Source organism: Butyrivibrio sp. WCD3002, from assembly GCF_000424265.1.
Classification (GTDB): Bacteria; Bacillota; Clostridia; order Lachnospirales; family Lachnospiraceae; genus Butyrivibrio.
Genome location: NZ_AUJO01000004.1, coordinates 21,588 through 35,382, shown reverse-complemented (window position 1 = coordinate 35,382; position 13,795 = coordinate 21,588). Strand labels below are relative to the sequence as shown.

Below are 13,795 nucleotides of genomic sequence, written 5' to 3'. Positions count from 1 at the left end.
AATGATGTCATATTTTGGGTCTGTTTTTGTAAGGAGGAGAAAAATTGATATATGGATATGCAAGAGTTAGTACTAAGGCTCAGGCGAAAGATGGGAATAGCTTAGAAGCGCAGGAATTATCATTAAGGCAAGCAGGAGCTTCTGTAATATATAAAGATACATTTACAGGCTCAACAACAAATCGTCCAGAGTTTGAAAAGCTTATATGCAAACTTATTCCTGGTGATACCTTAGTTGTTACAAAGTTGGATCGTGTAGCTAGAAGTGCGGCTGAAGGTTCTAAATTCATTCAAATGCTAATAAACAGGGGCATATCTGTAAATGTACTTAACATGGGGAAAATGGATGATACTCCTACAGGAAAGCTAATATGTACAATTATGTTTGCTTTTGCAGAGTTTGAACGAGATATGATTGTGGAAAGAACTCAAGAGGGTAGGGCTATTGCTAGGAAACATCCGGATTTCCATGAAGGAAGACCTAGGAAATATACTGCTGCACAGATAGAACATGCATTAGAGCTACTTATTGATCATAGTTATTCTCAAGTAACAGCTATGACGGGAATTAGTAAAGCAACTTTGGTAAGAGCAAAGAATAAGTCAATTATTCAAGAATAAATATAGATTAAGAATTACAAAGGAGAAAAGATGGCTAAAGATAATTTTAACTATGAAAAGAGCATTTGGGATATAGCGGAATATACGAGAGATACTATAAATAGAAAGGATTTTGACAAAGTAATATTACCATTTACATTACTTCGAAGATTGGAATGCGCACTTGAAGATACTAAAGATGCTGTTGTTGAAGAGTATAAAAAGCAAGAAAAAAATGAGAATGAAGAAGAATATGATTTCACGAGTGTATCAAAAAAACCCTTTTATAATTATTCAAAATATAGTTTGAAAACAATTCCTGTTAACAATACATGGTTAACTTTAAAAGCTTATATTGGATGCTTTAGTAAAAATGCTCGAGAAATAATGGAAAAATTTAAGATGGCAGATACATGTACTACCCTCGAAGAGGCAGGAATGCTCTATGAAGTTTGCCAGAGATTCTCTAAATTTAATCTCTCACCAGATAATGTTTCTGATAGAGAGATGTCAGATATTTATGAGCATCTAATAGAGCGATATGGTGAAGAAATAGCAGAGGATGCAGAGGATTTCATGACACCTAAGGATGTGGTAAGACTTGCGGTTAAGATGATTTTTGCTAATGATGACGAGCTTTTAAATAGTGATAATGGAGCCATAAGAACTCTTTATGATCCTACACTTGGAACAGCAGGTTTTATATGTGATGCGCTTGATCTTCTTGACGAATGGCATTCTGATAAAAATATGGTTGCACCAGCCATGATTATTCCTTATGGACAGGAATGTGAGGCGGAATCCTGGGCAATCGGTAAGTCAAATCTTCTTATTAGAAATATTAGTAGTAATGATGGAGATGATTTTAATAATACTCAGGATTTATCAGAAAACATAATGTGGGGAGATACACTTATAGATGATCAGTTTTCAAGTATGAAATTTAATTATATTCTTTCTAATCCACCATATGGAAAAAAATGGGAAAAGCAAAAAGAAAAAGTTGAGGAAGAGGCGCAGAAGGGATATGATGGCAGATTCGGAGCAGGAACTCCAAGAATTAATGACGGTGCAATGTTATTTTTACAGCATGTAGTGAGTAAAATGGCTTCTACTGAGCAAGGTGGTGGAAAAGCAGCTGTAGTATTAGCAGGCTCTCCATTGTTTAATGGAGACCCAGGACAAGGAGAATCTAATATTAGAAGATGGCTTTTTAAGATAGATGTAGTTGACTGTATCGTGAAGTTACCTGAAGCATTGTTTTTCCATATCAGTAATTTGTTTATTGTAAAAATACTGAATAATGAGCATTATATATTAGCAGCATAATTATTTAGACAGGTAGTTGTATGACACAGGGGAAAATCCCTATTTTTTTTAGGTTGTATTATCAATATAATTCAATAGTTTTGTAGAATTGTATTGGAACTAACAATATAATTATATCAATGGTTTATTTTACAAAGGAGATTGATTATATGCCTAAAGCAAAGTCAGAATATGAAGTTGAAGAACTGTACATCGGCAGGCTTGACGACATGGGCTATGAATATATAGACCTAAAGAACTATGACGATGTATGCTCCAACTTCAGGAAGCAGTTCTGTAAGCTTAATGCCAAGGAACTGATAGCAGCAAAGGGCGTGGCGGAACTTTCAGATGCAGAGTTTGACCGTGTAATGATACGCCTTGAAAACCATACCATTTACGAATCTGCAAAGATATTGCGAGAACAGTGGGTGCTGGAACTTGATAATGGAAAGACTGTATATGTTGTGTTTTTCACCAATGATGAGACGAGAAACAGTTATCAAGTCACACATCAGGTTACGATGGATCCAGCCCACAAGGGTGATGTTCTGTATAAAAATCGTTACGATGTCACCATTCTGATTAATGGCTTGCCTCTTGTGCAGACGGAACTAAAGCGCCCCGGTATTGAAATAAATGAGGCTGTGAACCAGATTAACCGCTACAGAAGATTCTCCTTTAGAGGTTTGTTTAGGTTTATCCAGCTGTTTGTAATATCCAACTCCACGATGACCAAGTACTGTGCAAATATCAATGAGAATGATCCGTTCGGTCATAAGCAGGATATTCTGAAGTCTCTGACATTCTTCTGGACAGATGAGAATAACGTCCGCGTAAATAAGCTGATGGATTTTACAAACACGTTCCTGACAAAGCTCCACCTAACGGAGATGCTTAGCAGATATTTTGTTATCAAGGATACTGAGCCTGTTCTACTTATTATGAGACCGTATCAAGTCTATGCCGTAAGACGAGCTTTTGACCGTATTATCATGGCTAATATGAACGGATATGTCTTCCATACCACTGGCTCAGGAAAGACACTGACGAGCTACAAATTGGCGTCTCTACTTCGTGATGATCGCAGGATTGACAAGGTATTCTTCCTCATCGATCGAAGCGACCTTGACGATCAGACAGTTGATGAATACAACAGCTTTGAAGCAGGTTGTGTTGACCAAACGGACAGTACCTATAATCTGGTAAAGGATCTTCAGGACTCTTCTAAGACTCTGATTATCACGACTATTCAGAAGATGGCTACAGCTCTTCGTTCTGAGAAGTACGATACCATTATGGAGACGTTCAAACAGCAGAAATGCGTATTCATTATTGATGAGTGTCATCGTTCGCAGTTTGGCAAGATGCACGCTCAGATCCGGAAACACTTCCAGAATTCCAATTACATTGGCTTTACCGGGACTCCTATCTTTAAGGAGAATAAAGGTCCGCAGGGACAGACAACAGCTGATATTTTCCATTCTGGTAAGTTGGATCCGTGCATCCATAAGTATATGATCAAAGAAGCTATCGCCGATGGCAATGTGCTTCGCTTTTCTGTGGAATATATGAGGAGCATTTCTGTCACGGGCATTAAGGATGCCAAGATTGACCCAAAGGCGCTGGACGATGTGGAATATTGCAAACGCCACAAGATTGACATTGATGAATTGTATCACTCTGATGAGCGCATAGCAGCAATTTCGGATGATATCCTGGAACATTTGAACCAGCATACCAGGTTGGAAAACAACAGTGTTTATACTGCTATCTTTGCCATTGATAAGATTGAGACACTGGTGAAGTATTATGACTATATGAAGGCTCACAACTCTAAGGGATATAAGATTGCTGCCATCTTCACTTATCAGGCCAATCAGGATATGGAAGAAAGCCCAGACAAGCACGCTGGTGAGCATCTGGAAGCCTGCATGAAGGACTACAATGATATGTTCGGTACGGACTATGACCTCAGCAAGTTTGATGCCTACCGCAAGGATATTTCTAAGCGCATGAAGCAGAAAGACCTGCCTCAGGTAGACCTGCTTCTGGTAGTGAATATGTTTCTGACAGGATTTGATAGCAAACCGACTAATACCTTGTTCCTTGATAAAAACTTGGTATGGCATTCTCTGGTTCAGGCATACAGCCGGACAAATCGTGTTGACAAGGTTACGAAACAGTTTGGGCAGATAGTTACTTACCGCAATATCAAGAAGGCGCAGGATGATGCGTTGAAACTGTATTCCGGTGACGGAGATCCGAACGCATATCTTCTTCAGTCGTATGATTATTATGTCACTGAATACTATAAGCAGGTAGACGAACTGAGATCCATCGTGGCAACACCTGACGACGCAGGAAACCTACAGTCTGAGGATGATATCAGGGCATTTGTCATTGCATTCAGAACGTTGGCAGGTATTCTGAGCACACTTAAGACCTTCTCGAAGTTCGATTGGGCTGACCTTGCTCCGACGTTGGATGAAGACGAATATGCCGACTTTAAATCTTGGTATCTGTACTACTATGATAAGCATAAAGGTGGCAACAAAGAGTCTGTACTGGTTGATGTGGACTTCAATATCGAATTGGTTAGAACTGATAAAATCAATGTAGTTTACATCCTGAACCTTCTTAAGGATATCAACCGTAATGACAATGATGAGATGACCAAGTCCGTCGACCTTATACTCCGAGAAATCGAACGTTCCGATAATGAAAAGATGCGTTATAAGCGGGATATTATGAAGGCATTCGTGACAGAACGGTTCTTTGAGTTGGATCCTGATGCTGATATCATCGAGGCTTACAACGAATATGAACGTGAAGTAATGCAGGCTGATATTGAATCCTTTTCCTGTGAAAACAAACTGGACACAAGTTTTGTTTCAAGAATGGTCCATGAATACTTCATCGACACGAAATCAGTTACAAAAGAATTTCTGAGAGTGGAACTTCAGCAACAAGGTGTGAAAGGTTTGTTGCGGATAACTGAATATATCAAGCGGCTGAATGGATTCCTTGAGGAAAACTACAATAAATTCACCGCTGAAGGTGAATAATGAAAGGAGAATACTACTATGGCTGATGCCGTACAGAAACAGTCCCAAGAACTGGCAACCCAGCTTTGGGCTATCGCTAATGAACTTCGTGGCAACATGGATGCCAGTAAGTTCAAGAACTATATCCTTGGTGTTATCTTTTACAGATATCTTTCGGAGAAAACAGAGGGTTACATGGATGACCTGTTAAAGGATGATGGTATTTCATATCGTGAGGCTTTGAAAAATGATGAATTGGCGCCCACTGTCATGGAATGGTCTATTGAACACCTTGGCTATATCATTGAGCCAAAGTATCTATGGGCTTCTCTTATAGATGAAATAAAGGGGTCTGAATTCTCCATTGAACACTTTGATAAGGCGATTTCTGCTCTGGTGGCATCCACTATTGGGCAAGAATCGGAAGCTGCTTTTGATAAACTATTTGACGATATGAACCTTCAGGATAAGGATCTCGGCAAAGAAGTATCCGAAAGGACAGCTCTGATTGCTAAGGTCATGCAGAAGGTCGATGATATTTCCTTCAATGTCGATGATGCTGAGATGGATGTTCTGGGAACAGCTTACATGATTTTGATTTCTCTGTTCGCTTCTGATGCAGGCAAGAAAGGTGGAGAATTCTTTACGCCAACTTGTGCATCCAAGCTTCTTGCCCGCCTTGCAACCGTTGGCCTGGATGAGGTAAAGAATGCCGCTGACAGTTGTGCCGGTTCTGGATCTCTACTTTTAGAGGTACAAAACCATCTGTCCACAAAGAAAGTTGGACACTTCTATGCAACCGAAAAAAATGGCAGCAACTACAATCTGCTTCGTATGAACCTACTGATGCATGGTGTTCCCTATAAGAAGTTTAGTTGTTTTAATTCGGACTCCATCAAAACGGACAACTATTATGAGAATAACGAACCGCTAATGTTCGATATTCAGGTTGAGAATCCGCCATACTCTGCCAAGTTCGACCAGAATCCGAAACTATTGGACGACCCTCGTTATTCATCTTGTGGAGTGCTTGCTCCACAGGGTAAGGCTGATCTGATGTTTGTGGAGAGCATGGTATATCATATGTCGGAAGACGGCAGGATTGCTGTTCTGCTTCCAAATGGAGCGTTATCAAGAGGAAAGCGTGGAAGAAACGGCAAGAAAAATGATGCAGAATATGAGATAAGAAAGCACCTGATAGAAAATCTGAATGTGGTTGATGCCATTATTGCGTTGCCACCTAAAATGTTTCATGGTGCAAAACTGCCGGTTATTGTAATGGTGCTAAAGAAAAAGAGAAACGGCAATGCGGGAAATGTTTTGTTTATCGATGCAAGTAAGTATTATTCAACTGAAAAAACTACGAATTATATCTCTGATGATGATATCGACCGTATAGTCAATGCCTATGTTGCAAGAGAAGATGTTCCTAAATATGCGCATGTAGTATCAATAGATGAAATACGTGAAAAGAACGATTTTAACTGTAATATACCAAGATATGTTGATGCCTCCGAGAAGGAGCCACCAGTAGATGTCAATATGCTGTTCACTTTGGTGGGAGAATTACATGAAAAGGGTAATACCTATACAAGAACTGCTATCAATAATTGGGATGATAAGTCCATAATAGACACTAACACCTGTGACACTTTGCTGATGTCTGAATTGTTTGAGAGTATCTCTGAAAAGAACCACCCCGAAGAAACCGTGTTAACTATCATTCAAGGTATTGGAACCGTTCCGAGAGAGAGTTCGGGAAGAAAAATCAGTTATGATAAATCCGCTGCAGGCTCTTATAAGCTTGTTCATCCAAATGATTTCATTATGCACCTGAGGTCATTTGAAGGTGGACTTGAAATGGCAACATTAAAAGGGATTGTTAGTCCTGCATACACTATACTCAGAGCTAAAAAACCTATTAACCCGCTTTTTTACAAGTACTACTTCCGCTCTGATGCCTTCATAAAAGGTAAACTAAGTGAGTTGACGGAAGGTATTCGTGACGGAAAGTCTATCAATATGGACGGCTTTTGGGAGATTGATGTTCCATATCCTTCTATGGAAGAACAGAATAAGCTGGCTGAGCAATTGACAAATGTTGATATGTGGTCTCTTGAGTCAAAAGATATGTATGATGCTGTCATGCAAATCAAAAAAGGTTTGCTTCAGCAGATGTTTGTGTGAGGTGATGGCATGAGGAATACAACGACCTTCAAAGAACTGATACAGGCATTTCTTGCCGGAGCAACAGATGGCATGTCAGTCACAAAGACTTTGCGTATAGCTGAGGATCAGCTTATTCACTATAACACACCGATTGCAGAAAGGTTCGACGAAAGAGTATTAGTAAACAACTCTCGATATTCACTTACTACAGGACAGCTGCAGAAACAAATCCAAAGCATGGTTCCTGAAGAACAGCAGGTGATAGTGAAGCGTGTTCTTATTGATTACAATGGTTCGATACATGATTTTGTAGAAAGCAGGTGATGCTATGCCGAGACAGAAGAAAGACGGAGTTAATATCAACTACTTCATCCGCCGGGATGTCAAAGATAAGCTGGATGCGTACTGTGAAGACGTCGGACAGACAGCTACAATGGCCATAGAACGCATTCTGGATGATTACCTGACAAAGTATATGGCAAACAAAGAAAACGCCTCGGAAGACGATAATAAGTCTTATACAGCGAAGTAAAATCAGCCCCACGGTTCATTGCCGTGGGGCCCTTCTCGTTCAATGGTAACTAAATAGTTCTATCTGAGTGTATCCGCCTTTAATTGTCGTATCAACTCTTCCTGCGATTTAATGGTCTCACGGAGAGAAGCGATTTCGTCAGTAAGTTTAAGGTTTTCGGCCTTGCATTTGGAAACAGTAGCATCCCTCTGGACCAGTCCCGCAATCTGTTCGTCCTTCCTGCGGATTTCTTCCCTGAGTGTTTCAATGGTTTCATAAGGACTTGCTGTCGTGTTAGCCGCAATATAAGCCTCGATATATGCTGTAATAATTGGGTTGTTGTAGAAAGTCTGACGTGCAATACCGCTTTCTTTCGCAACCCGGTTAATGGATATCTTGTTGTTTCTGATCTCCTGAATGGCATCGGTCTGTGCCTGCACCATAGATGCAAGCACTTCATCAACCTTCGACAAATGTTTCATAGTAACAGGCTTGATCTCTGTATCTAAGCCGAATGTCTTCAGGTTCTCCATGACTCTTTCATTTACATCCATGTCTGAACCTCCTGTTTAATGGAATCTAAGTGGTTTACGATATATGTCAGCTGAGGATACTTTTCCAGAATGTCCTCTTCGCCGTGCCGTTCCAGTTCATCTTTAAGCATGGTCAGTTCTGGCATCAGAGAGTGTTCGATGATGTATTTCAGCTTGTTGACTTCTTTCTGATAAGCCTTTTTATAGCCGTTATCCTTGTTATACTGAGCGGTATCCCTGTTCTGAAGGTATTCTTCATACGAGATATCCGCCATGAAAAACATGTGACAATGATTCGGGCACATGCCGAAGGCACAGTAGATAACGTCTGTTGAGTTATTCGATGCACACGGAATCACTTCTCCACAACGGATGCACATGCCGCCGACTTTGCTTCGAAGTGGAAACTTCTTTGCAACGACCCGAATAACACCTTCCATGTCATCCTGAATGTTCATGTGGTTCTGCTCGATGAATTCGTTAATCTTCTGAATAAAGGCATCACCGTTCGTTCCAAGCATCTTTGAACCGTCTTTGAATACAGCACGGTAGATGGTTTCAGAGTATTCCTTTTCGAGGTTCTTCTGTGGCCTGATGTAATAGGCTGCCATATCCTCAGAAAGATGGTTCATGTGCTTCCTGATGTAATGGAGAGGAACCTGCTGACGGTACAGGGAAGTACACACACTGACCCTGAATTGCCTGATGGTGGGATAATAAATCCTGTCGTCCATCTGCAGGTCTTTTGCCCAGTCAGCATTCTTGTCGTAAGTGTAATATCCATCCTTGTCAGGCTGGAAGAATGTCCCAACTTCAAAAAATGACAGGTCTTCATAATCGTCCCCGATGTTCAGGCATTGAAGCTCCTTCCAATGGCGCATTACGAACTTACGGTATCGTGTGCTGTACTGCTGGGCAGTAGTAGTGGCGTTTTTCTGAAACTTCGTAACCAACAGTGTATCAACACCAAGGTTGTTTCGGTATTCACGACATAATTCTTCCAGGAGGTTATAAGCCTCTCTTGACAGTGAATTGATATATGTGTGGGCGATAGTGCCTCCGCTTTCTCCCTTACCATGTTTAAAGCTAATGAAATCCATGTAGTATAAAGGCTTGTCTTTATTGGGAGAATATACATTGTGAATAGAGGCTGTCTTCACCGTAAAGAGTTCTGCGGTTCTGAAACCTATCTGGCTGTACAGAACAATCGTAGCAGCCGTTATTCTGTCTTCTGGGCCTTCCTTTTCGTCTCGCATGATTGCTTTAACAGCATCGAGGAATACTGGGAAGTAATCAATCGGCACTTCAGGCGTTTTGTTTGCGTGTTTGATGTCGTTCAGCTTTGCTGTATTTCTATCCTGCAAGAATTTGCGGATGCTCTTATCAGCAAGCTCTTCAAAGTTTCTTTCATAGAAGTCCGAGAACCTCAATAAATGCCCTTTGTATGCGCAAACCGTGTTGTAAGAACAAGTATCTTCCATGTCGTCGAAAAGGCGTTTAAATGCTGTTTTCGGCACTCTGGAATACACCTTATAGCCTTCAGCTTCGAACTGCTTAAGGAAACGCATAACGCTGATGACTTTGTTCTGAAGAACTCTGATTTTAACGTTCTTTTTCAGGATGCCGTCAAGAACATACATCTTCAAAGGCTCACAATAGGCACTGGAAGAGTCGAAATAAAACACCAGCTTTGTTTTGGATACAGGCAAGTCTGTTGTGGCAGAGAAGTCCCATGTATCATCAGAAAATCTGATATCAAGGTTTGAAAACGGAAGCTTATCAATCCGCTTGAATGTTTCCAGTATCTGATTTTTCGGCATCAATCCTGAACGGAATGATTCGACTTCTGGAATCAGCTGAATGCCGATTGAGTCGAAGAAGTCAATTTTTAAGACATTTGTGCCATCAACTAATTGTTGCTGCATTCTCAGCCTCCTCCTTTCTTATGTACAACTGTTCCAGATATGCGGCATAAAGCCGTTTGACCGCATACAGATGTTCTTTGTCGTGAGGATTCTCGTTATCAACGATTTGCTGGCTCAGTATGTTTATAGCTTCTTCGAACTGAGCGATGTGTTTTGGTGTGGTTATGAATCCCTTACACATCAGGCAGTTCGCTGTCCCGAGAACGTTGCATTCAGGATTCCTACAGTATCCGCAACCATCGTTCACGATATCTTCGTGCTTGGCTTCTGGATAGTCCTTGGCGACAGTTCCGACAACGGGCATGTTTCCGATTTCTACACCATATGTTGCTTCAAGATAGTTCCGAATGTTTTCTTTTACATAGTAGTTCTCAGTCGTATCTATGTTGGCATGTCCTGTTAATTCTTTAAGACTCATCAGGCTTACATTGTTTTTGATGGCGTTCTCAACAAGGTTCGTATAATATGTCTTTCTAAGGTTCTGAGCAGAGTATTTCGGAATGCCAGCCTCATTACAGCAATCATGCAAGTATTTAGCATAACTTCTGCTCGGAATGCTTCTGTAGAAGTCCTTCTGATTGTTCACAAGGAACAGGTAATGCTTCTGTTCGGCAGGAGCGTTGTTTCGTGTCTCCTTTGTCAGGGAGAGAGCAACCTCCACCAGTCGCTTTACTTCTTTGGAGATTTGTATGTCTTTTTCATCGCCGTCAGAAGTTTTCACCTTTACCTCAAGAGCATAAATGCCTTTGCTCTTTGCAACCAGGCAGTTGTCATCAAGGTCGAGTATGGAACTGATTCTGAGCGGGGTGAGTGTGTTCAGACAGAATACAATGTAATACAGCATGTGAAGAGTATTGTTCTGAGCCTTTTCTTCCAGTTTCGCTATCAGCTTCATGAAGTCATCTTTCGGAACAGGCAGGATTTCCTGTTTCGACTTTGTTCCTTTGCCGCCTGTGTCAAGGTATTCAAATGCAGCAACTTCAGTTTTATAAATACCGTTATCGTTCATGAACTGAAGGAACAGCTTTAGCGGAACCATGCGGGATGTATAACTTTGTGAAGTTAGTTTTTCGTTCCACTCATTGGTATACATGACGACTTCTTCGGTAAGAACTGTGTTTGCAGTATCGAGGTCGGTCCCTGCTCTGATCTGAATAAACCTGTCAAGATACATAGACCGTAAGGTATCTCTGTATTCGAAGAACTCCATGATATACAGAGCATTACGACATCTGTTTTCGAAGCCTGCCTTAGCCTCTGACCAGAACCACTGTTTTGCTGCTTGACGCACAGTAGGATTGCTGATGCGTGTGAAGTCCAGATATCTTAAATGTTCAGGCTTATCGGTTGTCGTAGTCTGTTCCAATCCATTCGGAGATATGGCCCATAAATCAATGGCGGGAATGGGTTCGTTCGGGTTCAATGGAACATACCTGTAGCCGTTTACGAAGTATTTTGCGAATCCTTCGCTCATGATATAACCAAGCGTGATACCGTCAGCGATTGATATGGTTTTTCTGTCGCCCTGTTTGCTAAGGATGAAGCGGTAAAAGAACCTGTTTTCTAGTTCTGGTTCACGGCGGATAGCTGCAAAGAACTTTTCTTGTTTCAGAAGAGTATCTGCGTTGAAGCCGTAAATGTTAGAAGGAAGCTGGTAATCAAGGCTCTCGGCAAACCGATTGAAGAAATCCAGCTGATAAACCCTCGGAATAACATCATGCTGAGAATGATGATATTCAATCAAAAGGTCTTGTATGAAACGATTGTCGGTATCAAAGTCCACCAGGGTTAAAACCTGATTGCCGCTTTTCATGATTGTTTTTGCTTTCAGTAAGCGGCATCTGTGTGGGTCTTTGCTACCGTCAAGCATCGGGATGACAAGATGCCCCATGTTTTGGATATCGTTCCAGAACGGGAAGGTATTGTCAGCGATGATATCGAGTTCTGGATGCCAGTGATACTTCTTGTTCAGGGTGAGATAATGATATATCAGGTCTTTAGCAACAGGGGTGGTGTATTCACGTCTTCCTGGTGCATTGAAGTAAAAATCCACAAGATATGAGCCGTCTATTTGGCTGATATCAAAACCGATATCGAGACCAAGGACAAACTGTCCCAATGTACGCTTATATCCATCCCTTTGCGACTGAAAGCGTGCGTCACCATATGTATCGCAGGACTGATACATCAGGTCTATAAACTCCTGCGTTTCAGGAACAGAGAATTTGTTCTTTCCCTTGAGCGATTCATTATAATCGGAAGCGTAATATCTTGACTTCCTATTCTTTGGATAGTTGGGGTTCTTTTCGCCTTTTCTAACACCCATCAGTCGTCACCATCCTTTAATAAGCTAATTTGCCATTTTTCGATAAGCTGTTCTTGCAACCGTTCTGTATCCTCTGGCGTCGGGTTGTGGTATATGGCTGTAGTGGACAGGTTCTTATGCCTCATAAGCGTTTTCACATCGAAATCTGGCAGATGCAGGACATTTGACAGATACATGGCGTATCCGTGTCTCAGCCTGTGATTAAGGTTGTTCTTACGGACTCCTTCATCGACAGCAAGCCCTGCTTTTTTGAATATCACCCGAAGGTTCTTGTTCCACATGTTTTCGGAAAGCGGTCTGCCGAGTGTATTCAGGAAGACATAATAATTGTGCCTGATATCCGGATTTCCAAAAGGGACGGAATCTGCTGTGGCAAAAGTATCCCTGCGTTCCATGTACCTCTTATTATTGCTGTCATGGGCGATATTGATGTATTCCAGCAACTCCATGGCAAGATCTTCACCGATGATTATGGTCTGGTATCCGATGCCTTTACGGGTGTAATCAGGGTCCTTGTAAGTGTCAGCGGAAGTAACATTCATCGCAGATTTGGCGTTTTGTTCCTTCGTATCCGAGAGGCGATTACGAAGTTCAAGCCTGTACTGAACGGTGAAATCCTTATTCTCCCTGGATTTGATGTCTTCCAAAGTCAAGCCGAATACTTCTCCGATACGAAGCCCATGTTCAAACAGAAGGCGGCATATGATGCGATCTCGAAGTGGAGTAGCAGTGTCCTCTGTTTCCTTCAGAAGAGCCTTGTATTCTTCGATATTGATATAAGCGGGGACATAATCCGTCCTTTTCGCTGTCTTGACAGAAACATCGTATGACTGGATTGTTTTGGCCCCGTCTGACTCAGGCATGATTATGGTCTTGAAGCTTTTGCTTTTGGAGAGCAGGATATGTTTATCATAGCCAAGATACTCGACATACTTCCTTGCGACCTTGATATAGGATGATACGGTTTCATTCTTTCTCTTGGTTGTCAATTCTGTATTATAAAGCAGTCCTTCTCTGGAAATCCCTTTCAGAAAGTCTATGAAGCCAGTGGCTTCCTTCTTGGTCATGTCCTGTAAACGGATGCCGTATATGTCGAGATATGCATACAGGAACTTCAATGCGGTTGTAGCGAGGAATACATAGTTCTGGGACTGACCAGTCATACCGCCGAAGTTCAGGAAACGGATAGCATCTTCAATGGGCTGCATCCGGCTGTCATATAGCATTATCATGTCTGTACCATCGTCGCTGGTCGTTGCATATGATTTCACCTGTATAAGTTTGGTATAGACCAGGCTATTCTGCCCGTCGTAAGTCTGCATCTCATAGCAAGCGCCAGCTGAATTCTGTTTTTCAATTATTCTGTACATACTGGTA

At 41.4% G+C, this 13,795-nt stretch carries 10 protein-coding genes; 6 read left to right on the top strand and 4 right to left on the bottom strand.

Annotated features, from left to right (window positions below; genetic code table 11):
• Positions 1 to 44: 44 nt before the first annotated feature.
• The 6 genes from G608_RS0106785 to G608_RS0106760 all read left to right on the top strand — a co-directional run bounded on the left by G608_RS0106785 (position 45) and on the right by G608_RS0106760 (position 7,655).
• Positions 45 to 620, top strand: coding sequence for a recombinase family protein (locus tag G608_RS0106785; protein ID WP_026495396.1), 576 nt, complete (start codon positions 45 to 47; stop codon positions 618 to 620).
• Between the two features lie 30 nt (positions 621 to 650).
• A complete protein-coding gene (locus tag G608_RS20245) occupies positions 651 to 1,928 on the top strand; it encodes a class I SAM-dependent DNA methyltransferase (RefSeq protein ID WP_051208964.1) in 1,278 nt (425 codons plus the stop codon).
• 149 nt (positions 1,929 to 2,077) lie between these two features.
• Entirely contained in the window at positions 2,078 to 4,975 is a 2,898-nt protein-coding gene (locus G608_RS0106775) for a type I restriction endonuclease subunit R (RefSeq protein WP_035794941.1), read from the top strand.
• Between the two features lie 18 nt (positions 4,976 to 4,993).
• Positions 4,994 to 7,141: a type I restriction-modification system subunit M gene (locus tag G608_RS20240; protein WP_081677335.1), complete on the top strand. Its 2,148-nt coding sequence runs from the start codon at positions 4,994 to 4,996 to the stop codon at positions 7,139 to 7,141.
• A 9-nt stretch (positions 7,142 to 7,150) separates the two neighbouring features.
• Positions 7,151 to 7,447: a hypothetical protein gene (locus tag G608_RS0106765; protein WP_026495394.1), complete on the top strand. Its 297-nt coding sequence runs from the start codon at positions 7,151 to 7,153 to the stop codon at positions 7,445 to 7,447.
• Between the two features lie 4 nt (positions 7,448 to 7,451).
• On the top strand, positions 7,452 to 7,655 hold the full coding sequence (locus tag G608_RS0106760) for a RepB family protein (RefSeq protein WP_026495393.1): 204 nt from the start codon (positions 7,452 to 7,454) through the stop codon (positions 7,653 to 7,655).
• Between the two features lie 59 nt (positions 7,656 to 7,714).
• Here the strand turns inward: G608_RS0106760 and G608_RS0106755 are convergent, their stop codons facing one another.
• The 4 genes from G608_RS0106755 to G608_RS0106740 form a co-directional block, all read right to left on the bottom strand.
• Positions 7,715 to 8,188, bottom strand: a complete 474-nt coding sequence (locus tag G608_RS0106755; protein ID WP_026495392.1) for a DUF6262 family protein — start codon at positions 8,186 to 8,188, stop codon at positions 7,715 to 7,717.
• Positions 8,179 to 10,092 carry a hypothetical protein gene (locus G608_RS0106750; RefSeq protein WP_026495391.1) on the bottom strand — a complete coding sequence of 638 codons (1,914 nt, stop codon included), beginning with the start codon at positions 10,090 to 10,092 and terminating at the stop codon, positions 8,179 to 8,181. The genes G608_RS0106755 and G608_RS0106750 overlap by 10 nt, the downstream gene beginning before the upstream one ends.
• Positions 10,073 to 12,211 (bottom strand): site-specific integrase, encoded by a 2,139-nt coding sequence (locus tag G608_RS0106745; protein WP_207637687.1) that lies wholly within the window; start codon positions 12,209 to 12,211, stop codon positions 10,073 to 10,075. The genes G608_RS0106750 and G608_RS0106745 overlap by 20 nt, the downstream gene beginning before the upstream one ends.
• Positions 12,212 to 12,417: 206 nt before the next feature.
• Positions 12,418 to 13,788, bottom strand: coding sequence for a tyrosine-type recombinase/integrase (locus G608_RS0106740; protein WP_026495389.1), 1,371 nt, complete (start codon positions 13,786 to 13,788; stop codon positions 12,418 to 12,420).
• Positions 13,789 to 13,795 lie beyond the last annotated feature (7 nt).